A 22,541-nucleotide genomic window follows, 5' to 3' on the forward strand; every position below is an offset into this window, starting at 1 on the left:
CGGACCCCGCTCGGCAGAATGCGGTGGCACCATCCCCACCGAACACCGTGATCGGGGCGGTGCGCCAGCGGCGGGGAGGCACACACGGTGAATCAGCGAGCGGTGAAGGACCGGGCCGGTCGTGGCGTACGCGCTCTGGCCCGTCGACTGCTCGGCCGGGTCGAGGACGACGGCTCCCCCACGCCCCGCCGGTCCAACCCGGACGCCGTGGTCGACTGCGCGGTCTACGTCAACGGCCGGCGCGAGCCCGGCCGCCCGCACTACGCCGACGCGTACGCCCGGGCCCGGCACGGCCGGGACGCCTTCGTCTGGTTGGGGCTGCACGATCCGGGTCCGGCGGTGCTCGCCGCGGTGGGTCGCACCTTCGGCCTCGACGAGCTGACCGTGGAGCAGGCCCTCGCCGACGGGCACCGGCCCACCGTGCAGCGGCACGGGACGGTCACCCTGCTGGTGCTCCGCACCGCCGGGTACGTGGAGCACGCCGAGCTGACCGACACCTCCGAGGTGATCGACACCGGGGACGTGATGGTGCTGCTCGGTGACCGGTTCGCGATCACCGTGCGGCACGGCGCCGCCGGGGCGCTGCGCAGCGTCCGCGCCGACATCGAACGGCGCCCCACGCTGCTGGCCGCCGGGCCGTGGGCGGTGGCCTACGCGGTGTGCGCCCGGATGGTCGACTCCTACCTGGAGGTGGCCGGGCACGTGGAGCGGGACCTGGAACGGGTCGAGGAGTCGGTGTTCGCCCGGGACCGCTCCGCCGACATCCAGCACATCTACCAGCTCAAGCGGGAGGTGGTGGAGTTCAAGCGGGCGGTGCTGCCGTTGCAGGCGCCCATGCGGACGCTGCTCGACCCGGGCGCCGACCGGCCGCCGCGCACCCTGCACCGCTGGTTCGTCGACGTGGACGGCCGGCTGAGCAGGGCGGTGGATCGGGTGGCCGCCTACGACGACCTGCTCACCTCGATCGTCCAGTCCCGGCTGGCGCAGCTCGCCGTGGAGCAGAACGACGACATGCGCAAGATCGCGTCGTGGGCGGCCATCGCCGCCGCCCAGACCGCCATCGCCGGCGTCTACGGCATGAACTTCTCGCACATGCCGGAGCTGTCCTGGCGCTACGGATACGCGGGCGCGCTGACCCTGATGGCGGTGGCCGCCCTCACCCTGTACCGCCTGTTCCGCCGCTCCGGTTGGCTCTGAGCCCCGTCAGCGGGGCCGGGAGAGGAAGCTGCGGATCCGGTCGCGGGGGCGGTCGGTCAACTCGGGGCCGTGGGTGAAGGCGGCGATGTCGTACTCCAGCTCACCGAGGACGTGCGCGGTCTGCTGGGTCATCCGGAAGTCACTGCACAGCCACTTCATCGGCCAGCGGACGCCGAGCACGTTGAACAGCGCGTCCCCGGTGATCAGGAGCCGGGTCGGCTCGTGCAGCAGCGACACGTGGCCGGGCGAGTGCCCGGGGGTGTGCACCACCCGCAGGCCACCGCCGACGTCGATCAGGTCGCCGTCGGCCAGCGGCTGCGCCACCTCGACGGCGGGGAACCGGCCGCCGGCGACCCGGGCGAAGAACCGGCCGCCGGTCACCTCCGGGTCGTTGGGTGGTACGCGGCCGGCCTCGGCGTACGGCACGTCGGCCGCGTGCGCGGCGACCGGCGCGCCGCAGCGGCCGGCCAACTCCGCGGCGCCACCGGCGTGGTCGGGGTGCGCGTGGGTGAGCACGATCCGGGTGACGTCCGCCGGCACCCTGCCGATGGCCGCCAGCCCGCGCACGATCCGGGCGGGAGCCTTGGCCAGCCCGCAGTCGACCAGCGTGACGCTGCCGTCGTCATCCACGAACGCGTACGAGTTGACGGCCGCGCGGCCCACCGTCGGAATACGCCAGACGTTCGGGGCCAGAGGCACCGCCGGGGCTCGCGTCATGCCGCGAGTCTAGGAACGATCGTCAATTGTCACTGTCCGGACCGCCGCCGGGCGGCCCGTGGTGGCGGGCGGCTAACCTCGCGCGGTGATGTGGCAGCGTTACGTGGCGATCGGCGACAGCACCACCGAGGGGCTCGACGACCCGGACGGCGCCGGCGGCTACCGGGGCTGGGCCGACCGGTTCGCCCTGGCGGTGGCGCGCGCCCAGGGCGGCCTGGAGTACGCGAATCTGGCCATCCGTGGCCGGACCACCGCCCGGATCCGCGCCGAGCAGCTCCAACCCGCCCTCGACCTGGCTCCCGACCTGGCCACCGTGGTCGCCGGCATGAACGACGTGCTGCGCCCCTCCTTCGACGCCGACCAGGTCGCCGAGGATGTGGCGGCCATGCAGCGGGCACTGGTCGGGCAGGGTGCCACCGTGCTGACCTTCACCATGCCGGACCCGGCGCCGGTGATGCCGCTGGCCCGGCCGCTGCGGGGTCGGATGCTGGCCCTCAACGAGGCGCTGCGCGCCGCCACCGCGCGGACCGGGGCCACCCTGCTCGACCTGGGCGCCCACCCGGTCTCCTCCGATCCCCGCCTGTGGAGCGACGACCGGCTGCACGCCAACAGCGCCGGGCACGAGCGGATCGCCGCCGGGCTGGCGTACACAGCGGGTCTGCCCGGGTTCGACGACTCCTGGACCCGGCCGTTGCCGCTGGCGCCACGGCGTCGCCGGGCCGAGGTGTTCGGCGCCGAACTGGCCTGGACCCGACGGCACCTGCTGCCCTGGCTGGCCCGGCACCTGCGCGGTCAGTCGTCGGGTGACGACCGGGTCGCGAAGCGGCCGGTGCCGCTGCCCGTGTCGCTGGAGTAGCGGCGGTCGGCGTCCGGGGCCGGCCGGCGGTGCGGCAGGATGGCGGCGTGGGCAAGGGTGGGCGCCGGCGGGCGGACGCGACGACGGGACGGGCCTGCCCGTGCGGCTCCGGTCAGGCGTACGCCGACTGCTGCGCTCCGGCACACGGCGGTGTGGCGCAGGCGCCGACCGCCGAGGCGCTGATGCGCTCCCGGTTCAGCGCCTTCGCCCTCGGCGACACCGGCTACCTGCTGCGCAGTTGGCACACCTCGACCCGGCCGCAGGCGCTGGAGTTGGACCCCGGACAGCGGTGGACCCGGCTGGAGATCGTCGACACCGAGCGCGGCGGCCTGCTCGACACCGCCGGCACCGTGACGTTCCACGCGCACTACCGGGACGCGGGTCGCCCGGGCACGCTGACCGAACGCAGCCGGTTCGTCCGTGAGGACGGCCGATGGGTCTACCTCGACGGCGACCAGCCGTGACGGCTGCGCCGACGGCCGGTCCGGGCGTAGGATGACGTCGGCGTAGTCCTGCGCCGCACCTCCCTCCCGGCGCTCACGCCGCCGGCCACGCGGAGGCAAAGGGGGCCTCGAGCCCTCGGGACGTTGTGTCACATGCCCCACTCCGGCGGGGTCGACGGGAGCGTGAGTCCCGGTGACCGTGCCGTTGACCGGGAGCATGTGATGACCAATCAGAGATCGTTCAAGACCCGGGTCCGAGCCCGGATGGAGAAGACCGGCGAGAGCTACACCACCGCCCGCCGGCACGTGATCAATCGAACCGCCACACCCACCGCGGCGCCGGCACAGGACGTGTCGCCGCCTCCGGCGCCCGCCGCGGCACAGACCGAGCGGATCGCCGACGACCTGATCCGCGCGCGGACCGGCCGCGGCTGGGCGGAGTGGTTCGACCTGCTCGACGCGGCGGGCGCCACCGAGCGGACGCACACCCAGATCGCCCGCCACCTGGTCGTCGAGCACGAGGTGGCCGGTTGGTGGGCGCAGAGCATCACCGTCGGGTACGAGCAGGCACGCGGTCTGCGCGCGCCCGGCCAGAGGCGCGGGGGCGGCTTCTCGGCCAGCGCCAGCCGGACGGTTGCGGCGCCGGTCCTGCGGCTCTTCGGGGCGTTCGCTGACGAGACGGAACGCGCCCGTTGGCTGCCCGACGTCGAGGTACGCCTCCGCACCGCCACCGCGCCCCGCAGCTTCCGGGCCGACTGGGCCGGTGGCCCCACCCGGCTCGTGGTCGGCTTCGAGGCGGTCGGCGAGTCGAAGGCCCGCGTCAGCGTCTCGCACGAGAAGCTGACGGGGGCGGAGCAGGCCGCGGAGCTGAAGGCGTACTGGCGGGAGCGGCTCGCCGCGTTGAAGGTACTGCTGGAGTCGGACGGAGACCACCGATGACCATGACGTTCATCAACCTGCCGGTGCGGGACCTCACCACCGCCGCCGAGTTCTACCGGGCGCTCGGCTTCACCAGCGACGAGACCACCCCGGACGGGGCCAGCGTGCAGATCGCCATCTCCGACAGCACCCGACTGATGCTGCACATCCGCTCGGCCTTCGAGGAGTACACCGGGGTCGGCACCACCGACACGGAGGCCAGCCGGGAGGTCATTGTCGGGCTGTCGGCGCCGAGCCGGGAGCGGGTCGACGAACTGGTCGACCGGGCGGTGGTGGCCGGCGGAGAGCCACTCGGGCCGGGGACGACGAACGGGCCGATGTACATGCGCGGCTTCCGGGACATCGACGGCCACCAGTGGTCGTTCCTGCACCTGGCCGGTTGAGCGCCGGCCCGGTGGTGGCCGGGCCGGCACCCTCGGACGTGGCCGGGCAGACTAGGCGAGCTGATCCGGCAGGTCGGCCACCACTCGGGCTGCGCCGGTGGTGGGTCGGGCCCGCGACGGGCGGCGGGCCAGCAGCACGAGCGCCACGACGAGGTACGGGCCTGCCGCCACGGCGAACCCCACCGCGTTGCCCGCCGCCGTGGCGACCAGGCCGTAGCCGGCGTAGGTCGCGATGATCAGCACGTCGGTGGCCATCCCGGCCAGCGAGGTGACCGTGGCGCGACTGCTCCCGGTGATCCGGGCCTGGAGTCGCGCGTCGGCCAGCACGGTGGCCAGTTGCGCGGCTCCGAACCCCACCGCGAGGAGCACGAACCCGGCTGGATGCCCGGTGAGGGCACCCCCGGCCAACGCGACGGCCACCAGGCCCAGCAGGGCGGCGTAGCCACGGCCCCGCAGCCGCTCCCCCGCCGGCGCGAGCAGCCCTCCGACGGTGACCCCGGCCCAGAGCAGCAGGAGCAGCAGCGGCACGGCCTGCGCCGCGACGCCGGTGTCCCGGGCCAGCAGCGGCGTGTACTCGTCCAGGGCGCCCCAGTCGGCGGCCACCACCGCGACCAGCAGCACGGCGGAACGCACCGGCGGACGCGTACGGACCTGCGCCACCCCCGCCCGAAGCGAGTCCCACCAACCGAGGTCGACGTCCTCCTCGTCCCCACCGGGCAGCGCGACCCCGGTCGGCCCAGGCTCCCCGGCCCCGGCGGCCGCCACCGCGACAGCGGCTGGGTCGCGCTGCCCGGCGAGGGCGGGCGACCGGCGGTGCTCCGGAAACCGGGCCGCGACGGCGGCGGCGAGCAGACAGGCGAGCACACTCGCCGCGCCCAGGGCCGGGTACCCGCCCACAGCGAGGACCGGGCCGGCGAGGACCCCGGCGGCCAGGACGCCGAGCACACCCGCCGTCCGCGCCCGACCGAGCACCCGCGCGTACCGGCCGGCCGCGCCGAGACGGTCCAGCTCGGTCCACACCAGCGCCTCCAGGGCACCGGAGACCAGCGACCCGCCGGCGCCCCAGAGCAGGAACCCGACCGCGAACGCCGGGTACGACGGGAACAGCACCCAGACCGCGTATCCGGCGGCCGTCACCAGCGGAGCGAGGCACAGCAGCAGCCTGCGGGACACCGCGTCGGCCCAGGCGCCGGACGGTACCTCGAAGAGGATGCCGGCAGCCGACCAGATGACGAAGAGCGAGGAGATCTGCCCCACCGACAACCCGGTGTCGGCGAACAGCAGCGCGTACACCGGGTAGAGCAGGACGAGGTCGCTGAGGAACGCGTACCCGTAGAGGGTGACCGTCAGGCGGCGGACCGCCGGGTCGGGCACGCGCGAGGCGATGAGGGTCATTTGGCCTTCCCGTGGGAGTGGAGACGGACACCGGACGTGCGGTGCCCGCGGTGGCCCACGGGATCGGCCTACGGCGTTGGATCAATGTCGCCAGGTCATGTCGGCGATGCTAGACCGGCCACGCGGCCCCGGCCAGCGCTTTCGACGTGCCGGTCGACGCGAGGCGGGGCGGGATCCGAACGGATCCCGCCCCGCTGTTCCGCCAGCGTGTCAGCGACGGGGCGGGTCGACCGGCGGGATGACCGTGGTGGCCTCGATGTCGTCACCGGTGCGCTGGTCGGGCACAGCGCGGCCGGTGCCGCCGCTCACGACCTGGGTCGCGTCGGCGTCGCCACCCACCACCTGCGTCGTGTCGTCGCTGCGACGCCCGGTGACCACCTGCGTCGTGTCGTCGGCGCGGGGTGGGGTGAGCACCGGCGACGACTCGACGTCGACATCCGGCCGGGTCACCACCTGGGTGGCTTCGGGGTCACCGGACGCACCGACCACCTGCGTGGCGTCCGGGTCGACCGGCCGGGTCACCACCTGGGTGGCCTCCGGGTCGGTTCCGGCGGTCGACGAGCGAGCCAGCTCCGCCTCGGCGTCCCGTCGGCCGGCACGGTAGGCGCGGGCGTGCGTGGCGATCACCTGGGACTCCTGCTCGGCGCGGGTCAGCCACGACTCCCAACGGCTCTGCATCGGACGGATCAGTCCGCCGCCGACACCGACGACGAGGATGCCACCGATGGTGGCCAGCACGGCGATCAGCACGGGGGTGGTGACGGCGGTGGCCACGCCGATCTGGTTCAGCGCGGCGATGACGCCGAGGCCAAGGATGAACACCGAGGCGATGGTGGCCAGCACCCGGCCGTAGGACAGGCCGCCGAGCGCGCCGCTGACGATGTCCTTGACGGCGTTGGCGATGGCGGCGGCGACCACGACGATGACGATGGCGACGAAGGCGCGGGGCAACCACCCGACCACCGAGGCGATCAGGTCCGAGATCGGGTTCGGCCCCCAGATGCCGAACGCGAGCTGCAGGGTGAACAGCAGCACCGCGTAGTAGACGAGCTTCGCGACGATGTCGCTGGCGTCGTACCGGGAGCGGCTCAGTGCCCGCCGCACGCCGCCGCGCTCGACGGCGCGGTCGAAGCCCACCCGTTCCAGAACCTTCTGCACGATCTTCAGCACGGCCTTGGCGATCAGCCATCCCGCCACCAGGATCGCCAGGAAGGCGACGGCCTTGGGCAGGAAGAGCATCACCGAGCGGAGGGCGTCGCCCACCGCGTCGCTGACGTTGTCACTCATCAGGTTTTCCTCCATGCGGGGCAGCCGGGACGGTCGGCCCCCGACCTACCCTCGCTGTCGCGCGCGGAAACGCCGGCCGCTCAGCGCGGCGGCGACTCCGGACGGTCGTCGCCCTGCTCGGCGGCGGCGGCCACCTCGTCGGTCACCGGCCCCAGATCCGCTGCGGAGGGTGTCGCCGGCTGGGCCGGCCCGGCCACGTGCGGAGCCATCTGGTCGAAGAAACGCAGCAACTCGACGGGGAACGGCATGACCAGCGTGCTGTTCTTCTCCGCCGCCACGTCCACCACCGTCTGCAGCAGGCGGAGCTGGTACGCGCCCGGCGTGGCCTCCATCGCCCGGGACGCGTCGGCCAGGCGGCGCGACGCCTGGAACTCACCGTCCGCGGCGATCACCCGGGCCCGGCGCTCCCGTTCCGCCTCGGCCTGCCGGGACATCGAGCGTTTCATCCCTTCCGGCAGCGAGACGTCCTTGACCTCCACCCGCTCGATCAACAGCCCCCACGGCTTCTCGGTGGGCGCGTCGATGACGGACTTCAGCTCGGCGTTGACCCGCTCCCGGTCGCCCAGCACGGTGTCCAGGTCCGCACGGCCGATCACCGACCGCAGCGCGGTCTGCGCGACCTGGAGCACCGCCGACGGATAGTCGTGCACGTTCACCAGCGCCTTCACCGGGTCCACCACCCGGTAGTAGACCACCGCGTCGACGGTGAGCGTGACGTTGTCCCGGGTGATCGCGCCCTGCGCCGGTACGCCGATCACGGTGGTCTGCATGCTGACCCGCACCATCCGGTCGGCGATCGGGACGATGAAATGCAGTCCCGGCTGGCGGACCTGCTCCAGGACGCGGCCGAACCGGAACACGATGCCGCGTTGGTACTGCTGCACCAGCCGGACGCTCAGTGACAACACCAGCACCACGATCACGACCGCGATGACCAGGCCAACGACGACGGCGGCTCCCATGACATCCCGCTCCCCCGGAGGCGCCCGCCTCCCGGAGCGCCGGGTACCCGTTCCGCTCCCGGCCATGCCGCCGCATGACGGGCCGCCGCGTGATCAGGCCGACCGTGGGCCAGCACGTGGGGATTGGCTGTCGGTCGGGCGGGGGGTGGGATCCCTACGATGGCGGCTCGCCGGAGTGTGAAGGGGCACGGATGGACGGGTTTGCTGAGGTCTCGACGGCGCTGGTGGCCGACGCGTGCGTACGACTCGGGGTGCCGGCGCGGGTGGCCCCTCCCGGGATCCGGGCGGTGGTCTCCGGTCAGCGGGTGGCCGGCCGGGTGCTGCCGGTGCGGCACTACGGCAGCGTCGACGTGTTCCTGGAGGCGTTCGAGCGGGCCGAGTCGGGCGACGTGCTGGTGATCGACAACGGTGGGCGGTCGGACGAGGCCTGCGTGGGTGACCTCGCGGTCCTGGAGGCCGGCGCGGCCGGGGTGTCCGGTGTGGTGATCTGGGGGCTGCACCGGGACACGGCGGAGCTAATCGAGATCGGCCTGCCGGTGTTCAGCTACGGCAGTTGCCCGCTCGGACCGTCCCGGCTGGACGCCCAGGAGCCGGCGGCGTTGACCAGCGCCCGGTGCGGCGGGTACGAGGTGACCCGGGAAGACCTGGTGTTCGGTGACGACGACGGGGTGTTGTTCGTGCCCGCCGACCGGGGCGGGGAGGTGCTGGCCACGGCGACGGACATCCGCCGGGTGGAACGGGTGCAGGCGGCGCGGATCTCCGCCGGCGAGACGCTGCGACGGCAGACGGGGTTCGCCGACTACCTGGTGCGGCGCGCGGCGGATCCCGCGTACACCTTCCGCCAGCACCTGCGACGGGTCGGCGGCGCGATCGAGGAGTGACGACCGGCGCCGGAAGCAGCGGTCGTGAACCTCTAGCGCCCGGGCGAGTGTTGGCAATATCCTCCGAGACGCGTGTGGCCACTGTAGTTACTTTTCATCCCCCGCCGTCGGCCGCAGGAGGAGATGTCATGCACGTCGACCATTCCGAAATGGATCGCCGGACGCTGTTGCGGGCCGGTCTCGGCGCCGCGACGGTCGCCGTGGTCGGAAGCGAGCTCGCCTTCCCGGGCGCGGCTCAGGCGGCCCCCGGCACCGATCTGGACTGGATCATCAGCTGCGACGAGTGGGCCGCCCGCCCGCCGAAGGACCCGCTGGCGGTCAGCGCCATCCCCACCAACAAGATCATCGTGCATCACATGGCGTTCCCGAACGTCACCGACTACTCCCGCGAGCAGGCGGTCAAGCTGGCCCACGACTGCCAGGACCTGCACATGGACGGCAACGGCTGGTCGGACACCGGGCAGCACTTCACGGTGAGCCGGGGCGGCTACGTGCTGGAGGGCCGCCGGGGCAGCCTGGAACGGCTGGAGGCCGGCGACCGGCAGATGATCTCCGCGCACTGCCCGGGCGAGAACGGGCGGGCCATCGGGATCGAGAACGAGGGCACCTACGTCACGGAGACCCCGCCGGAGGCGCTGACCGACTCGCTGGTCAAGCTCTGCGTCGCCGTCTGCCGGCAGTACGGGCTACACGCGCACGACATCTTCGGCCACTGGGACTTCCGCACCACGCAGTGCCCGGGCGCCGCCTTCTACCGCCAGTTCCCCGCGCTGCGGCGGCGGGTGTTCGCCGCCCTCGGCACCGACCTCGGCGACGTTCCGGCGCGCCGCTGGCCGGACCTGTGGCGCTTCGTCAACTCCCCGTCGGTCCGCGTGGTGCAGTACCTGCTCGCGTTCCGCGGCTACCCGGTGACCGTCAGCGGCACGTTCGACGCCGCGACCGTGACGGCCGTGCAGGACTGGCAGGCCCGCAACGGCATCGCGGTGGACGTGGACGCCACGCTCACCCCGCCCACCTGGGAGACCCTGGTGCCCGAGCTGAACCAGCACGCCACCGGCCTGCCGGTCACCGCGGTGCAGGAGATCCTCGCGACCAAGGGGTACGCCGTCACCGTCACCGGGGCGTACGACCACGCCACCCGGGCCGCGGTGAAGGACCTGCAGACGCTGCACGGGCTGCCCTCCAACGGCAAGCTCAGCACGAGCACCTGGTGCGCCGTCGTCGGCGGGAGCGTCCGGCAGTCGTTCCGGGCCCGCTGATCCTCTGTACCTGGCGGCGGCACGGGCGCACCCGTTCCGCCGCCAGGCCCGGCACCTGCGCAAACGTGGGCGCGCCTCGTTGTCCACCCTCCACCGGTCTGCGACGATGACGCCGACCAGGACCAAGGAGGGTGCTGTGCAAACTCGACTCAACCCGTACCTCAACTTCCCCGGCACGGCCCGCGGCGCGATGGAGTTCTACCACCGCGTCTTCGGCGGCGAGCTGACGATGAACACCTTCGGCGAGTTCGGCAACACCGAGCCGGGCCTGTCCGACCAGATCATGCACGCCCGGTTGGAGTCCCCCGCCGGCTTCACCCTGATGGCCTCGGACACGGCCCCCGGGATGAACCACATCCCCGGCACGAACATCGCGATCAGCCTCAGCGGCGACAACGCCGACGAGTTGCGCGGCTACTGGGAGCGGCTCTCCGCGGACGGGTCGGTGACCATGCCGCTGGAGAAGCAGATGTGGGGCGACGAGTACGGCCAGTGCGTCGACCCGTACGGCATCGACTGGATGGTCAACATCACCCAGCCCCAGGGCTGACCAGCGGAGCGCCGGCGGTGGACCGGTTTGGCCGGCGACGCGGGCGGAAAGACTGCCGGGCATGAGATGGGCCCGCCGAGCTGTACCCGCCGTCACCGCCGCCGTCGCCGCGCTCGCCGTGCGGGACCTGATCCAGCGCGACCACGCGCTGCTGCGCAACTTCCCGGTGCTCGGTCGCGCCCGGTACCTGCTGGAGGCGATCGGGCCGGAGCTTCGGCAGTACATCGTCGCCGGCAACAACGAGGAGCGGCCGTTCACCCGCGACCAGCGCCGCTGGGTGTACGCGTCGTCGAAGCAGCAGAACAACTACTTCGGCTTCGGCACGGACAACGACATCGAGTACACCCCCGGCTACCCGATCATCAAACATCGCACCTTCGGCCGGGCCGTGCCGCCGTCGACACCGGCCGCCGGGCACGACGTGCGGCTGCCCTGCGCCAAGGTGCTCGGCGCGGCCCGGGGCCGGGCCCGCGCGTTCCGACCCGAGTCGGTGGTCAACATCTCCGGGATGAGCTTCGGCTCGCTCTCCGGCAACGCCATCGCGGCCCTGAACCGCGGTGCGGCGCTCGCCGGCTGCCTGCAGAACACCGGCGAGGGTGGCCTGTCGCCGTACCACCGCAACGGCGGTGAGCTGGTCTTCCAGCTCGGCACGGCGTACTTCGGCTGCCGGGACGAGCACGGCCGGTTCAGCCTGGAGCGGTTGAAGGACCTGGTGGCCGGCGCGCCGGTGAAGGCGCTGGAGATCAAGCTGAGCCAGGGCGCCAAGCCGAGCCTCGGCGGGCTGCTGCCCGGGGCGAAGGTCTCCGCCGAGATCGCCGCCACCCGGGGCGTCCCGGCCGGCCAGGACTGCGTCAGCCCGTCCCGGCACGCCGAGTTCTCCGACTGCGACAGCCTTCTCGACTGGGTGGAACTGCTGGCCGCCGAGACCGGCCTACCGGTCGGCATCAAGTCGGCGGTCGGCGACCTGGGCTTCTGGCAGGACCTGGCGACGCTCATGCGGGACACCGGCCGGGGCGTCGACTTCGTGACGATCGACGGCGGCGAGGGCGGCACCGGCGCCGCGCCGCTGATCTTCACCGACTCGGTGTCGCTGCCGTTCCAGCAGGGCTTCTCCCGGGTCTACAAGGTCTTCGCCGAGCACAACCTGCACGAGCAGGTGGTCTTCGTCGGCGGCGGCAAGCTCGGCCTTCCGGACAACGCGATCGTCGCGTTCGCGCTCGGCTGCGACATGGTCAACGTGGGCCGCGAGGCGATGCTGTCGATCGGCTGCATCCAGGCGCAGAAGTGCCACACCGACACCTGCCCCACCGGCGTGGCGACGCAGAACGCGTGGCTGACACGGGGCCTGGACCCGGCGCTGAAGTCGGTGCGGGTGTCCAACTACCTGCGGACGCTGCGCCGGGACCTCACCAAGGTGGCCGAGGCGTGCGGCGTGGAGCACCCCAGCCTGATCGACACCGACGCGGTGGAGATCCTGGATGGCCGCACCGGCTCCACCCCGCTGCACGAGGTCTACGGCTACCGGCCCGAGTGGGGGCTGCCCGCACCGGCGGACCGGGCGGAGATCGTCCGCCTGATGACCCCGGAGGCGCCGCAGGGCGGCAGCGCCCCACCCTCCCCCACCGCGGTCGGCTGACCGGCGCCCACCGATAACGCGTGGAGCCGGAGCCGGAGGCACCGTATCGTGGCGCGGTGCTGATCAGACGTGAGACGCCCGCCGATGTCCCGGCCATCCACGCGGTGCACGCCGCCGCCTTCGCCGCGCCGGACGCCGACGGTGTCGTACCGGTCGAGGCCACGCTGGTCGACGCGCTCCGCGCCGACGAGGGCTGGCTGCCCGCGTACTCCCTGGTGGCGACCGACCCCGACGGGCAGGTGGTGGGGCACGTGGTGGCGACCCGCGGTCGGGTGGCCGGCCTGCCGGTGGCGCTCGGCCTGGGGCCGCTCGGTGTCCTCCCCGGCTGGCAGCGGCGCGGGGTCGGCACGGCGCTGATGCACGCGGTGCTCGGCGCGGCCGACGCGAGGGACGAGCCGCTGGTGGTGCTGCTCGGGCACCCCGACTACTACCCTCGGTTCGGGTTCCGGCCCGCCGTCGAGCTGGGCGTCACCCCGCCGCAGCCGTGGGGTCCGCAGTACTTCCAGGCCCGCCCGCTGAGCGCCTGGCGCGAGTCGATCCGCGGCGAGTTCCGCTACGCCGCCCCGTTCGACGAGCTGTGAACCAACCGGGCATCCGGCGGCGGCGCGCAGCCGACCTCGACGGATGCGTCGCGGCGCTCGCCCTCGTGCACGAGGCCGACCGGTACCCGTTGAACTGGCCCGCCGACCCGCACGGCTGGCTGCGCGAGCCGCGCCCGGCGCGCGCGTGGGTCGCCGTCGACGCCGACGGGGCGGTCGTGGGGCACGTGGCGGTGCACCGGCTGCCCGACCGGGCGGACGGGCCACTGGCCCGGCCGACGGCCGAGGTGGCTCGTCTCTTCGTCGCGCCGGGCGCCCGTGGGCTCGCGCTGGGCGGCGCGCTGCTGGCCCGCGCCCGGCGGTGGGCGAGCACGCGGGGAACGGACCTGGTGCTCGACGTGGCCGACGGCGACGCCGCGGCCGTCGCCCTCTACGAGCGCACCGGGTGGCGGCGCACGGGCACCAGCACGGCACCGTGGACGGCCCCCGACGGCAGCCCCGTGTCGCTGCGCCACTACGCGTCGCCAGCCGGGCACCAGCCACGTTCGCCCAGCTCACTGTGCTGATCGTCCGCGCCATGCGAACATATGTACGTGTCACCCGGGCCCAGCATCCTGCACGCCGACCTGGACGCGTTCTACGCGTCGGTCGAGCAGCGCGACGACCCGCGCCTGCGGGGGCGGCCGGTGATCGTCGGCGGGGGCGTGGTGCTCGCCGCCAGCTACGAGGCGAAGGCGCGGGGCGTGCGCAGCGCGATGGGCGGCCAGCAGGCGCGCCGGCTCTGCCCCGACGCGATCGTGGTGCCGCCCCGCATGTCGGCGTACACGGCGGCCAGCCGGGCGGTGTTCGAGATCTTCCGGCAGACCACCCCGCTGGTCGAGGGGCTCTCCATCGACGAGGCGTTCCTGGACGTGGGCGGCCTGCGGCGGCTGGCCGGGCCGCCCGCCGACATCGCCGAGCGGCTGCGCCGGGAGGTCCGCGACCGCATCCACCTGCCCATCACCGTGGGTGTGGCCCGGACGAAGTTCCTGGCGAAGGTGGCCAGCGGGGTGGCGAAGCCCGACGGGCTGCTGGTCGTCGCGCCCGACGCCGAGCTGGCGTTCCTGCATCCACTGCCGGTGGAACGGCTCTGGGGCGTCGGCCCGGTCACCGCCGCGAAGCTGCGGGAACGCCGGATCCGTACCGTCGGCGAGGTGGCCCGGCTCGGTGAGGCGGCGCTGGTGTCACTGCTCGGCGCCGGCGCGGGCCGGCACCTGCACGCGCTGGCGCACAACCGGGACCCCCGGGCGGTCCAGGTCGGCCGTCGGCGCGGCTCGATGGGCGCCCAGCACGCGCTGAGCCGTATCCCGCACGCGCCCGCGGAGCTGGACGCCATCCTGGCCGGCCTGGTCGACCGGGTCACCCGACGGATGCGGGCCGCCGGGCGCTCCGGGCGCACGGTGGTGTTGCGGCTGCGCTTCGGCGACTACACGCGGGCGACCCGATCGCACACCGTGGGCAAGGCGACCGCGGACACCGGCCCGCTGCTCGCCGCCGCGCGGGCGCTGCTGCGGGCGGCCCTGCCCGAGATCGATCGTCGGGGCATCACGCTGGTCGGCGTCTCGGTGGGCAACCTGGACGACAACCCGGTCCAGCCGGAGCTGCCGTTCCACCGCGACCCCGGCGCCGAGCTGGATGCCGCGGTGGACGCGGTCCGTGACCGGTTCGGATCGGCGGCGCTGACCCGGGCGGTGCTGCTGGGCAGGGAGCCGGGCGTCGAGATGCCGCTGCTGCCGGACTGAGGAGGCACCAGGCGCAGCGGTGCACGTCACAGCGGTTGTGGGGTTTGAGGGCGGCGGGAGTGGTGACGTTGTGGGGATCAGCCTGACAGGGGGGACCACCATGTCCGACGACACCAGCAACCGTCCGAGCCGGCGTGCGCAGCGCCCCGCCGACGTGACCGACCCGCTGCTCTGGCAGCTCGCCATGGACGTGCTGAGCGCGCACGAGCCGGACGAGGACGGCGCCTGCCGCAATCTGCTCTGCGCCGGCCAGACGTGGCCGTGCGCTGCGCGTGGCAGTGCGGAACAGTCGCTCCGGCTGGCCCGTGGCGCGGCCGACACATCGTCCACAGTCACATCCGAGCAGGGCGAGGGGGAAACGCCCCGCGCCCAGCGGCCGGCGGAGGATGTTCCCGCCGCGCGGCGGGCCTGGTCTGGTTCGGAGTCGGCGCGTTCGCAGGCGGCCGTCGCGGCGGCCTGACGCCACCTGCTCGACACACGCCGGCGGGCGTCAGAGAGAGAGCCGCTGACCCGGGAAGATCAGACCCGGGTCGGCGCCGATCAGCTGCCGGTTGGCCTCGTACAGGGCCTGCCAGCCGCCGGACACCCGGTTGGTCTCGGCGATCTCCGAGAGGGTGTCGCCCGGCTTGACCAGGTACGTCTCGCCGCCCGTCACCGGCGCGGTGCGCTGGTGGTTGCGGGTCGCCGGCTGCTCGCCGCGCGACGACCGCTCCTTCGGCTTGGCCGTCGAGCCGGACTTCGAGGTCGGCTTCGAGGACTTCGCGGTGGACTTCGTCGACGACTTGCTGGCGGAGCCGCCGCCCGACGAGCCGCCCTTCTTGCCGCAGGTGGGCCAGGCGCCGATGCCCTGCCCGTCGAGCACCTTCTCGGCGATGGCGATCTGCTCGCCGCGGCTGGCCAGGTCGGCGCGGGCCGCGTACTTCTTGCCGCCGTAGCCGGCCCAGGTGCTCTGCGAGAACTGCAGCCCGCCGTAGTAGCCGTTGCCGGTGTTGATGTGCCAGTTGCCGCTGGACTCGCACTGGGCGATCGCGTCCCAGTTGACCCCGGCCTGGGCCGGTGCGGCCGGGCCGAAGAGGGCGACGGCGCCGGTGACCGCGCCGACGGCCAGGGTGCCGACGGCGACGCGGCGGGTGGTGACCCGTCGATGACGGGGGGTGTAGTCAGACGTCATGTGAGCTTCCTCCACGCCGGCGAGGTGAGCTGTCGGGTTCGGGCCGAGGAGCCCGGCCGCGCGGTGGCGGCTTCACCCCGAGGTGACGTGCACCGAGGAACGTTGGGTCCCCCGCTCCTGCCCGGGTGACTGGGTTCCGACGACCGGGGGCAGGATTTGGCGTTACCGGTCGCGGTGTCCGCTGTGGCGGACCCGACCGACGTTAGGCACGGTCGGTGACGGTCGCCCACCCCCTGTGAACTTCTTCACCGGCTCACGCGGGGAGTCCCGCGCAGCGGTTGCGGGCCGTCGGAGACTGTGCACCGACCATCGTGGACCGCTTCCGATCAGGGGGTGGTCAGGTCTCGTGGCGCAGCCAGGCCGCGATCCGGCCGAGCAGCTCGACATGCCCCGACGACTCGTACGACCGCACGTCGTGACCGAGGGCGCTGTAGACGATCCGGCTGGTCCCGGCGGTGCGTGCCCAGACGAGCGGGTGCGTGGCGCCGCCCTCGTCGTGCACGTAGAGGGGCACGATGTCGGCGCTCTCGACCAGCGCCAGGTCGGTGTAGCGCTCGTCGTGGACCTCGATGTCACCGAGGCCGATGGTGATCGGATGCTCGACGCGGGTACGCCGGATGCGGCTCGGGCCGATCGGAGGGTGGAAGGTCCGGCCGTGCTCCCACGCGGCGCCGATCGTCGACCGCCAGCGCGGCAGACCGGGGAAGGCCAGCGTGGCGCTGTGGGTGGCGAGCAGGCTGCCACCGCGGCCCAGGAAGCCGTCGAGGACGCGGGCGAAGTCCTCGTCCTCGCGGATCGGGGTCGACCGGTCGGCGCTGGCGTTGACCACCAGCAGGCGGGCACCGTCCAGGGCGGTGGTAAGCCGGTCGACGGATGTCACGGTCGTCACCGGGCCGCCGATCAGGTCGCCGATCGCGGCACTTGTCTCGGCCAGCCGGTGCCAGGGGTCGGCGTGCGGACCCTCCCCGCTGAAGATCACGGTGTCGTCAGGCATGACCTCTCCCGGTGCCGGACCGGCCGGCGGGGCCCCGCTGATCGGGCACCCGCCGGCCGGTGGGGTCGATCGGTTACAGGGTGCGGGCCAGCCGGTCGGCGAGCACCCGGGTGAACCGGGCGGGGTCGGTCAGCTCGCCGCCCTCGGCGAGCACCGCCAGGCCGTACAGCAGCTCGGCGGTCTCGGTCAGCGCCGCCGGGTCGGTGCCCTGCTCGTGGGCCTTGCGCAGCCCCGCGACCAGGGGGTGACCCGCGTTGATCTCCAGGATCCGCTTCGTGGTGGGAATCTCGTGCCCCATCGCCCGGTACATCTTCTCCAGGGTCGGGGTGAGATCGTGCGCGTCGCCGACCACGCAGGCCGGTGAGGTGGTCAGCCGCGACGAGAGGCGGACCTCGCGGACGCTGTCGGCCAGCGTGGTGCCCAGCCAGTCGAGCAGAGCGGCGAACTCCTGCCGCTGCTGCTCACGCTCGGCCTCGGCCTGCTGCTTCTCCTCGTCGCTGTCCAGGTCGACCTCGCCCTTGGCGATCGAGCGCAGCGGGCGGCCGTCGTACTGGCCGACCCGCTCGACCCACACCTCGTCGACCTGGTCGGTGAGCAGCAGCACCTCGTGGCCCTTGGCCCGGAACGCCTCGAGGTGCGGGGAGTTCTCGATGGTGGCGCGGGAGTCGCCGGTGGCGTACCAGATGTCGGTCTGGCCGTCCTTCATCCGTGCGACGTAACCGGCCAGGTCGGTCGGCTCGGCCGGGTCGTGGGTGGAGGCCACCGACAGGATCTCCAGCAGGGTGTCGCGGTTGTCGGTGTCGTCGATCAGCCCCTCCTTGACCACCGCGCCGAACTCGTTCCAGAAGGTGCGGTAGCGCTCGGGGTGGTTGGCCTTGAGGTCCTTGACCGTGGCGAGGATCTTCTTGACCAGGCGACGGCGGACGATCTGGATCTGCCGGTCCTGCTGGAGGATCTCGCGGGAGATGTTCAGCGACAGGTCGTGCGCGTCGACGACGCCCTTGACGAAGCGCAGGTAGGTGGGGACCAGCGCCTCGCAGTCGTCCATGATGAACACGCGCTTGACGTAGAGCTGGACACCACGGCGGCCCTGCGGTGCGAACAGGTCGAGCGGGGCGTGGCTGGGCAGGAACAGCAGCGCCTCGTACTCGAAGGTGCCCTCGCCCTTCATGTGCACGACCTCGAGCGGGTCGGCCCAGTCGTGGCTGACGTGCTTGTAGAACTCGTTGTACTCGGCGGCCTCGACCTCGTCGCGGGACCGCGCCCAGAGCGCCTTCATCGAGTTGAGGGTCTGCACCTCGCTCGTGGCGTCCGCGCCGTCGGCGCCGGGGCGCTCGACGGTCATGCGGATCGGCCAGGCGATGAAGTCGGAGTATCGCTTGACGATCTCCCGGATGGTCCACTCGGCCGTGTAGTCGTGCAGGTTGTCCTCGGCGTCGGCCGGCTTGAGGTGCAGGGTCACCGACGTGCCCTGCGGGGCCTCGTCGACCGTCTCGATCGAGTACGTGCCCTCGCCGGCGGACTCCCATCGCGTGCCGCCGGTCTCGCCGGCCTTGCGGGTCAGCAGGGTGACCCTGTCGGCGACCATGAACGCGGCGTAGAAGCCGACGCCGAACTGGCCGATCAGGTCCTGCGAGGCGCGGGCGTCGGCGGACTCGCGCAGCTGGCGCAACAACTCCGCGGTGCCGGACTTGGCGATCGTGCCGATCAGCCGGACCACCTCGTCGCGGGTCATCCCGATGCCGTTGTCCCGGACCGTCAGGGTGCGGGCGTCCCGGTCGACCTCGATGGCGACGTGCAGGTCGTCGGTGTCGGCGGCCAGGTCCTTGTCGACCAGAGTCGCCAGCCGCAGCTTGTCCAGCGCGTCGGACGCGTTCGAGATGAGTTCCCGCAGGAAGACGTCCTTGTTCGAATAGATCGAGTGGACGACCAACTGGAGGAGCTGTCGCGCCTCGGCTTGGAACTCCAACGTCTCGGCCTGGTTGCTCACACCGTCTCCCTTCTCGGCTCGTACGGAGGTTCGCGGAAAGGATACGAGTCGTCACCGGTCCGGCTGTGGCCGCGTCCGGGTCGTATTCCCGATCCGGCCGATCGCCCCGGTGACATAGCTGACTTTGCTTAACAGAAGTCAGGTCGGATACCGTGGCGGCCATGAAGATCGCTGGAAGCACCGCCCTCGTCACCGGCGCCAACCGCGGCCTCGGCCGACACCTTGCCGCCGAACTCCTCGCCCGGGGCGCCACCGTCTACGCCGGCGCCCGCAACCCCGACAGCGTCGACCTGCCCGGCGTCACGCCGGTCCGCCTCGACATCACCGACCCCGCCTCGGTGGCCGCCGCCGCCGAGCTGGCCGGCGGCGTGAACCTGCTGATCAACAACGCCGGCATCGACACCCGGACCGACCTCCTCGACGGCGACCTGGACCTCGTCCGGCTGGAGTTGGAGACCCACTACATCGGCACCCTGTCGACGATCCGGGCGTTCTCGCCGGTCATCGCCGGCAACGGCGGCGGAACGATCCTCAACGTGCTCTCCGTGCTGTCCTGGTTCGGCTCTCCGATGCACGCGGCCTACAGCGCCGCCAAGTCCGCCGAGTGGGCGATGACCAACGTGCTGCGCGTCCAACTCGCCGACCGGGGCGTCCGGGTCGCCGGCCTGCACGTCGGCTACCTGGACACCGACATGGCCGCCGACATCACCGGCCCGAAGTCCGACCCGGCGTCGATCGCCCGGATCGGCGTGGACGGCATCGAGGCCGACGCGTACGAGATCCTCGCCGACGACCTCAGCCGCCAGGTGCAGGCCGGGCTGGCCGGCGGCGTCGCCGCGCTCTACCCCCAGCTTCCCTGACCCACGACGCCACGGGCCGCCACCGGGTGAACCGGTGGCGGCCCTTTCTGGGGTACGCGGTCAGCTCCGTCCGCGTACCCGTCGCGCCTTGGCGGTCAGCAGCCGCCACAGGTGTAGAAGAGGATGTCCCAGTGGCTGCCCTCCTTGGTGTAGAGGTTGCCCGAGGCGGCGCGGTACTGGTAGCCGAAGCCGGCGATGTAGCCGACGTAGGTGTAGTGCGTGGAGATGTAGTTCTGGATGCAGGTGCTCAGCGCGATGTCGAGCTTGTAGCCGTTCCAGTGGCTGTACGTCCCGCCGGCGTGCCCGACCTCGGTGCCGGCGGTGATGGTGACCGCGCAGCCACTGGCGCGCTTGAAGGTGATGATGCCGTCGATGGTGGCCTGGCGGACCCCGGTGAACGAGGTGCAGGTGGGCACGTTGCGGTCGCTGCAGTTGCCGCTGGAGGTCCAGGAGATGCCGGCGGCGCGCAGTTGCGAGGTGGCGCTGGAGTGGGTGATGGCGAAGGCCGGGGCGGCGAGACCGAGCGCGGTGGCGACCGCGGCGAGCGTGGCCACCAGCAGGGTGAGCACGCGGCGGCGCAGGGTGGATCGGGTGGATGACATGGCACTCCCGTTCGCGTGAAGGTGGAAATTTTGCGAAACAGGGGCCGGCCTTGCAGGATTTCTACCAGAGATAGATGGGCGTGACTAGACGTCGGGCGGAGGGGGCACGGGTCGCCCACCCCCACCCGACGTCCTGCTCAGCTCGCCTGCAACGTCACGTCGTCGATCACGAAGCTGGTCTGCAACGAGGCGTCCTCGGTGCCGGTGAACTTCACCGTCACCGTCTGACCCGCGTACGCGGCCACGTTGAACGTGCGCTGCGTGTAGCCGGCGGCGGCGTTGAGGTTCGAGTACGTCGCCAGCGTGGTCGAGCCCACCTGCACGGTGAGCCTGTCGTACGCCGTGGAGCTGGTGGTCTCGGCGGTGTCGATGTGCAGCCAGAACGACAGCGTGTAGCTGGCGCAGCCGGCCGGCACGGTCACCGACTGCGACAGGGTTTCGGTGCGGGTGGTGCCGTACCCGTTGAGCCACGCCTTGTACGACCCGGTCCGGGCCGGCTGGCCGCTGGAGTTGGTGATCACGCCGGAGGACGCGGTCCACGGCGCGCTGCCGCTCTCGAAGCCGCCGTTGCCGATCACCTGGCCACCGGCACAGCCTCCGGTGCCGGTCACGGTCAGCGTGAGGCTGGCGCTGCGGCTGACCGAGCCGGTGCCGGTGACCGTGATGGTGAACGTGCCGGTGGCCGCGCTGGCCGAGGCGGTCAGGGTCATCGTCGCCGAGCCGCCGGAGGTCACCGAGGACGGGCTGAAGGAGACGCTCACCCCGCCGGGCGCGCCGGAGGCCGAGAGACCGACCGACTGCGCCGAACCGGCGGTGGTGGCGGTGGACACCGTGGCCGTGGTGCTGGCGCCCCGGGCGACCGTGCGGGTCGTCGGGTTGACCGCCACGGAGAAGTCGTTGGTCGGGGTGCCCCCGCCCACGGCGAGCTGCCACAGCGCGTACGCGACGCCGTCCGCGGACCGGTTCAGCACGGTGGCGCTGACGTTGGCGGTGGTGTCACAGGCCCGGTGGTAGCACGGGTCGTACGCGGAGTTGGCCGTGCCGCCCCACTTGGCCGCCTGGGCGCTGGTCTTGCGGGCGCTGGCACCCGAGGCGTAGCCCGAGGTGGGGATGCCGGCCTGCTGGAAGTAGTAGTCGTCGGAGCGGCCCTGACCCTCGACGTTCTCCTCCGGCTGCAGCCCCAGCGAGTCCCAGTACGCCTTCAGCGGCGCCGCCGTCGTGGAGGTGACCCGGTTGATGAAGTAGCCGCCGTTGGTCGAGCCGACCATGTCGAAGTTGTAGTAGCCCTTGATGTAGCCGCGCTGGGTGGCGCTCAGCGAGTTGACGTAGAACCGGGAGCCGTTGAGCCCCTGCTCCTCGTCGGTCCACCAGGCGAACCGGACCTTCTTCGTCATGGTCGGGTTCTGCGCGGCCAGGACCAGCGCGTTCTCCAGCAGGGCGGCCGAGCCGGAGGCGTTGTCGTTGATGCCCGGACCGGCCGAGACGCCGTCCAGGTGGGCGCCGAACATGACCACCTGGTCGGTCGGGCCGCCGGGCCACTCCGCGATCAGGTTGTTCGAGGGGTACGTGCAGCTGGAGCAGTACTGCTCGCTGACGGTGTAGCCGGCCGCCTGGAGCCGGCTCTTCACGTAGGTGAGCGAGGCGGTGTAGCCGGCCGACCCGGCCCGCCGGTTGCCGCCGTTGCTGCTGGCGATGGAGCCGAACTGGGTCAGGTGCGCCTGGACGTTGCTGATGGAGATGTCCGGCGCCGCCAGGACGGCGGCGGGCGCGGCGATCGGCCGGGCCGCAGCCGTGACGACGGTGGGTGACGCGGTCACCGGCTGGGCGACCAGCGTCACCGCCATCCCGGTGAACACGGCGAGCGCGACTGCCGCGCTCAGCGTTCTGCCTCTCATGGGGGCTCCTCGGGGGTTGGAGAGATACCCGAGACACTTACAGATATCAATGTCTCGGGCATCGGTCGTTCGTCCCGAACCCCCACCGGTTCGGCGACACCCGCCGTACCGCCCAGCGGGCCGTCAGCCCGACACGGTGACGGCGGAACATCCCGTTTCGCCCCAGCCGCTCCGTACGCTGGGCGCTCGCTCGCCCCTCTCGCC

The 22,541-nt window shown here is 72.6% G+C and carries 23 protein-coding genes and 1 riboswitch; of the genes, 14 read left to right on the plus strand and 9 right to left on the minus strand.

Features of this window, described 5'->3' with window-relative positions:
* Positions 1–87 precede the first annotated feature (87 nt).
* Positions 88–1,197, plus strand: a complete 1,110-nt coding sequence (locus ACTWLT_RS27815) for a magnesium and cobalt transport protein CorA (RefSeq protein ID WP_445320898.1) — start codon at positions 88–90, stop codon at positions 1,195–1,197.
* 6 nt (positions 1,198–1,203) lie between these two features.
* On the opposite strand, the gene ACTWLT_RS27820 is transcribed toward ACTWLT_RS27815, so the two are convergent.
* Positions 1,204–1,914, minus strand: a complete 711-nt coding sequence (locus ACTWLT_RS27820; protein WP_445320899.1) for an MBL fold metallo-hydrolase — start codon at positions 1,912–1,914, stop codon at positions 1,204–1,206.
* Positions 1,915–2,002: 88 nt separating this feature from the next.
* Here ACTWLT_RS27820 and ACTWLT_RS27825 point away from each other — a divergent pair, with 88 nt between their 5' ends.
* The 4 genes from ACTWLT_RS27825 to ACTWLT_RS27840 all read left to right on the plus strand — a co-directional run bounded on the left by ACTWLT_RS27825 (position 2,003) and on the right by ACTWLT_RS27840 (position 4,535).
* Positions 2,003–2,770, plus strand: a complete 768-nt coding sequence (locus ACTWLT_RS27825; protein ID WP_445320932.1) for an SGNH/GDSL hydrolase family protein — start codon at positions 2,003–2,005, stop codon at positions 2,768–2,770.
* Between the two features lie 47 nt (positions 2,771–2,817).
* Positions 2,818–3,234, plus strand: coding sequence for a YchJ family protein (locus tag ACTWLT_RS27830; RefSeq protein ID WP_445320900.1), 417 nt, complete (start codon positions 2,818–2,820; stop codon positions 3,232–3,234).
* Between the two features lie 201 nt (positions 3,235–3,435).
* Complete coding sequence (locus ACTWLT_RS27835) at positions 3,436–4,152, plus strand: hypothetical protein (protein WP_445320901.1); 717 nt, start codon at positions 3,436–3,438, stop codon at positions 4,150–4,152.
* Positions 4,149–4,535, plus strand: coding sequence for a VOC family protein (locus ACTWLT_RS27840; protein WP_252414970.1), 387 nt, complete (start codon positions 4,149–4,151; stop codon positions 4,533–4,535). Before ACTWLT_RS27835 ends, ACTWLT_RS27840 begins: the two co-directional genes overlap by 4 nt.
* Positions 4,536–4,586: 51 nt before the next feature.
* Here ACTWLT_RS27840 and ACTWLT_RS27845 read toward each other — a convergent pair whose 3' ends face one another.
* The 3 genes from ACTWLT_RS27845 to ACTWLT_RS27855 form a co-directional block, all read right to left on the minus strand.
* Positions 4,587–5,930 carry an MFS transporter gene (locus tag ACTWLT_RS27845; RefSeq protein ID WP_445320902.1) on the minus strand — a complete coding sequence of 448 codons (1,344 nt, stop codon included), beginning with the start codon at positions 5,928–5,930 and terminating at the stop codon, positions 4,587–4,589.
* A gap of 210 nt (positions 5,931–6,140) precedes the next feature.
* A complete protein-coding gene (locus ACTWLT_RS27850; RefSeq protein WP_445320903.1) occupies positions 6,141–7,217 on the minus strand; it encodes a mechanosensitive ion channel family protein in 1,077 nt (358 codons plus the stop codon).
* Positions 7,218–7,297: 80 nt separating this feature from the next.
* Positions 7,298–8,179, minus strand: coding sequence for an SPFH domain-containing protein (locus ACTWLT_RS27855; RefSeq protein ID WP_445320904.1), 882 nt, complete (start codon positions 8,177–8,179; stop codon positions 7,298–7,300).
* Positions 8,180–8,370: 191 nt separating this feature from the next.
* Between ACTWLT_RS27855 and ACTWLT_RS27860 the strand changes: the two genes are divergently transcribed.
* The 8 genes from ACTWLT_RS27860 to ACTWLT_RS27895 all read left to right on the plus strand — a co-directional run bounded on the left by ACTWLT_RS27860 (position 8,371) and on the right by ACTWLT_RS27895 (position 15,285).
* Positions 8,371–9,060: an RraA family protein gene (locus ACTWLT_RS27860; protein WP_445320905.1), complete on the plus strand. Its 690-nt coding sequence runs from the start codon at positions 8,371–8,373 to the stop codon at positions 9,058–9,060.
* Between the two features lie 149 nt (positions 9,061–9,209).
* Positions 9,210–10,319 (plus strand): peptidoglycan recognition protein family protein, encoded by a 1,110-nt coding sequence (locus ACTWLT_RS27865; RefSeq protein ID WP_252414975.1) that lies wholly within the window; start codon positions 9,210–9,212, stop codon positions 10,317–10,319.
* A gap of 136 nt (positions 10,320–10,455) precedes the next feature.
* Entirely contained in the window at positions 10,456–10,869 is a 414-nt protein-coding gene (locus ACTWLT_RS27870) for a VOC family protein (RefSeq protein WP_445320906.1), read from the plus strand.
* A 61-nt stretch (positions 10,870–10,930) separates the two neighbouring features.
* Positions 10,931–12,505, plus strand: coding sequence for a glutamate synthase-related protein (locus ACTWLT_RS27875; protein WP_445320907.1), 1,575 nt, complete (start codon positions 10,931–10,933; stop codon positions 12,503–12,505).
* A 56-nt stretch (positions 12,506–12,561) separates the two neighbouring features.
* On the plus strand, positions 12,562–13,086 hold the full coding sequence (locus tag ACTWLT_RS27880) for a GNAT family N-acetyltransferase (RefSeq protein WP_252414978.1): 525 nt from the start codon (positions 12,562–12,564) through the stop codon (positions 13,084–13,086).
* Entirely contained in the window at positions 13,083–13,610 is a 528-nt protein-coding gene (locus ACTWLT_RS27885) for a GNAT family N-acetyltransferase (RefSeq protein ID WP_445320908.1), read from the plus strand. Before ACTWLT_RS27880 ends, ACTWLT_RS27885 begins: the two co-directional genes overlap by 4 nt.
* Positions 13,611–13,631: 21 nt before the next feature.
* The gene (gene dinB, locus ACTWLT_RS27890) at positions 13,632–14,825 is read left to right on the plus strand and encodes a DNA polymerase IV (RefSeq protein ID WP_445320909.1); all 1,194 of its coding nucleotides are present in this window, start codon (positions 13,632–13,634) and stop codon (positions 14,823–14,825) included.
* 100 nt (positions 14,826–14,925) lie between these two features.
* Positions 14,926–15,285, plus strand: coding sequence for a hypothetical protein (locus ACTWLT_RS27895; protein ID WP_445320910.1), 360 nt, complete (start codon positions 14,926–14,928; stop codon positions 15,283–15,285).
* A gap of 30 nt (positions 15,286–15,315) precedes the next feature.
* Here ACTWLT_RS27895 and ACTWLT_RS27900 read toward each other — a convergent pair whose 3' ends face one another.
* From ACTWLT_RS27900 to htpG, 3 genes are all read right to left on the minus strand, one after another.
* Positions 15,316–15,996, minus strand: coding sequence for a transglycosylase family protein (locus ACTWLT_RS27900; protein WP_445320911.1), 681 nt, complete (start codon positions 15,994–15,996; stop codon positions 15,316–15,318).
* Positions 15,997–16,168: riboswitch (cyclic di-AMP (ydaO/yuaA leader) on the minus strand.
* Positions 16,169–16,333: 165 nt separating this feature from the next.
* A complete protein-coding gene (locus ACTWLT_RS27905) occupies positions 16,334–16,990 on the minus strand; it encodes a ThuA domain-containing protein (RefSeq protein ID WP_445320912.1) in 657 nt (218 codons plus the stop codon).
* A gap of 73 nt (positions 16,991–17,063) precedes the next feature.
* On the minus strand, positions 17,064–18,980 hold the full coding sequence (gene htpG, locus ACTWLT_RS27910) for a molecular chaperone HtpG (RefSeq protein WP_445320913.1): 1,917 nt from the start codon (positions 18,978–18,980) through the stop codon (positions 17,064–17,066).
* Between the two features lie 161 nt (positions 18,981–19,141).
* Between htpG and ACTWLT_RS27915 the strand changes: the two genes are divergently transcribed.
* The gene (locus ACTWLT_RS27915) at positions 19,142–19,840 is read left to right on the plus strand and encodes an SDR family oxidoreductase (protein WP_445320914.1); all 699 of its coding nucleotides are present in this window, start codon (positions 19,142–19,144) and stop codon (positions 19,838–19,840) included.
* Between the two features lie 95 nt (positions 19,841–19,935).
* Here the strand turns inward: ACTWLT_RS27915 and ACTWLT_RS27920 are convergent, their stop codons facing one another.
* Positions 19,936–20,442 (minus strand): hypothetical protein, encoded by a 507-nt coding sequence (locus ACTWLT_RS27920; protein WP_445320915.1) that lies wholly within the window; start codon positions 20,440–20,442, stop codon positions 19,936–19,938.
* A 137-nt stretch (positions 20,443–20,579) separates the two neighbouring features.
* Positions 20,580–22,337, minus strand: coding sequence for a M28 family metallopeptidase (locus tag ACTWLT_RS27925; protein WP_445320916.1), 1,758 nt, complete (start codon positions 22,335–22,337; stop codon positions 20,580–20,582).
* Positions 22,338–22,541 lie beyond the last annotated feature (204 nt).

It is taken from the genome of Micromonospora yongxingensis, from assembly GCF_052601155.1.

Bases quoted from the DNA above. Each gene is read 5' to 3' on its own strand.
- ACTWLT_RS27920 (WP_445320915.1), bottom strand. From the start codon at position 20,442: ATGTCATCCACCCGATCCACCCTGCGCCGCCGCGTGCTCACCCTGCTG.
- ACTWLT_RS27875 (WP_445320907.1), top strand. From the start codon at position 10,931: ATGAGATGGGCCCGCCGAGCTGTACCCGCCGTCACCGCCGCCGTCGCC.
- ACTWLT_RS27900 (WP_445320911.1), bottom strand. From the start codon at position 15,996: ATGACGTCTGACTACACCCCCCGTCATCGACGGGTCACCACCCGCCGC.
- ACTWLT_RS27840 (WP_252414970.1), top strand. From the start codon at position 4,149: ATGACCATGACGTTCATCAACCTGCCGGTGCGGGACCTCACCACCGCC.
- ACTWLT_RS27860 (WP_445320905.1), top strand. From the start codon at position 8,371: ATGGACGGGTTTGCTGAGGTCTCGACGGCGCTGGTGGCCGACGCGTGC.
- ACTWLT_RS27865 (WP_252414975.1), top strand. From the start codon at position 9,210: ATGGATCGCCGGACGCTGTTGCGGGCCGGTCTCGGCGCCGCGACGGTC.
- ACTWLT_RS27895 (WP_445320910.1), top strand. From the start codon at position 14,926: ATGTCCGACGACACCAGCAACCGTCCGAGCCGGCGTGCGCAGCGCCCC.
- ACTWLT_RS27915 (WP_445320914.1), top strand. From the start codon at position 19,142: ATGAAGATCGCTGGAAGCACCGCCCTCGTCACCGGCGCCAACCGCGGC.
- ACTWLT_RS27835 (WP_445320901.1), top strand. From the start codon at position 3,436: ATGACCAATCAGAGATCGTTCAAGACCCGGGTCCGAGCCCGGATGGAG.
- ACTWLT_RS27820 (WP_445320899.1), bottom strand. From the start codon at position 1,914: ATGACGCGAGCCCCGGCGGTGCCTCTGGCCCCGAACGTCTGGCGTATT.
- ACTWLT_RS27855 (WP_445320904.1), bottom strand. From the start codon at position 8,179: ATGGGAGCCGCCGTCGTCGTTGGCCTGGTCATCGCGGTCGTGATCGTG.
- ACTWLT_RS27925 (WP_445320916.1), bottom strand. From the start codon at position 22,337: ATGAGAGGCAGAACGCTGAGCGCGGCAGTCGCGCTCGCCGTGTTCACC.
- dinB (WP_445320909.1), top strand. From the start codon at position 13,632: ATGTACGTGTCACCCGGGCCCAGCATCCTGCACGCCGACCTGGACGCG.
- ACTWLT_RS27850 (WP_445320903.1), bottom strand. From the start codon at position 7,217: ATGAGTGACAACGTCAGCGACGCGGTGGGCGACGCCCTCCGCTCGGTG.
- ACTWLT_RS27825 (WP_445320932.1), top strand. From the start codon at position 2,003: ATGTGGCAGCGTTACGTGGCGATCGGCGACAGCACCACCGAGGGGCTC.
- ACTWLT_RS27905 (WP_445320912.1), bottom strand. From the start codon at position 16,990: ATGCCTGACGACACCGTGATCTTCAGCGGGGAGGGTCCGCACGCCGAC.
- ACTWLT_RS27845 (WP_445320902.1), bottom strand. From the start codon at position 5,930: ATGACCCTCATCGCCTCGCGCGTGCCCGACCCGGCGGTCCGCCGCCTG.